This window comes from Alicyclobacillus mali NBRC 102425, assembly GCF_001570745.1.
In the GTDB taxonomy this organism is placed as follows: domain Bacteria; phylum Bacillota; class Bacilli; order Alicyclobacillales; family Alicyclobacillaceae; genus Alicyclobacillus; species Alicyclobacillus mali.
Genome location: NZ_BCSG01000040.1, coordinates 1 through 968, shown reverse-complemented (window position 1 = coordinate 968; position 968 = coordinate 1). Strand labels below are relative to the sequence as shown.

The window sequence follows — 968 nt, the reverse complement described above, 5'->3', positions numbered from 1 at the left end:
ACGTAGAAGCCAATTTGCCCGCCCTTCGGGCCAACGCCCCACAGCGCCGATGCAATGAGCGAGGAAATGGGCGCCCACCACGCGCTCGGCTCCTGCTGCCAGACGCGTTCGAACGACAGGTCCATGAGGACGCAGATCATCAGGCTCGAGATGAGGATGAGGACGATGCTCGGCTTGAATCCGCGCTTCAGTCGCTTGACACGTTCGCCGTACCTCCTATAAGCGGCATACGCCGTCGCAGCGAGGACGAGGATGGCCACCCACTCCTGCGTGAACGAGAACGTCTCGTACGCTGGATAGGGAATGTGCCGCCCGAGTGTGAGTCCTTTTACGATGATGTCGAGCGCGCCGAATTGCAGCACGATGAAGCCATAGAACATGACGAAGTGCATGGCGCCGCTCTTCTTGTCCTTGAACAGCTTCTTCTGCCCAAACACCTGCGCCATGAACTCTCCAAACTCTGGACGGAGGTTCAGAGGTACAGGTTTTCCAAGCATCACATACCGATATCGCCGGTAGACAACCGTGGCGAACAGGTAAAGCGCATACGCAACCGCTGCCACGAAGGCGATATCATTCACTGCGAGCAACACGTCGACTCACTTCCCTTCTCCTTTATCCAAGTGGTTCGCTCATCATGCCTCCATCCATTTGATGTGGCGACCGAGGCATACCCGCAACCGCTTACAGTTCTACGGTAAAAAAAGCGATTGCATCATTGACATTCTCGCCCACGCCATTTACTATGGGGGTACGAAAATGAATGAGCGTTCATTCATTGCTTGACTCGATATTAACACCGAGGTGAATTCATGACAAGTGGATTGGCGGAGAAAAGGAGAGAAAAGTACGAGGCCATCTTGAAGGCGGCGCTGAAAGTATTTGCAGAACACGGCTTTTTTAACTCGCAGGTGTCCAAAATTGCCCGCGAAGCAGGCGTGGCGGACGGGACCATTTATCTGTACTGA

2 pseudogenes are annotated in these 968 nt (G+C 54.2%); one reads left to right on the top strand and one right to left on the bottom strand.

The features are described from left to right. A pseudogene (locus tag AMA01_RS12125) lies at positions 1-593 on the bottom strand (hypothetical protein); the annotation flags it as partial. Positions 594-812: 219 nt separating this feature from the next. Between AMA01_RS12125 and AMA01_RS13700 the strand changes: the two are divergent. Continuing rightward, positions 813-968: pseudogene (locus tag AMA01_RS13700) on the top strand (TetR/AcrR family transcriptional regulator); the annotation flags it as partial.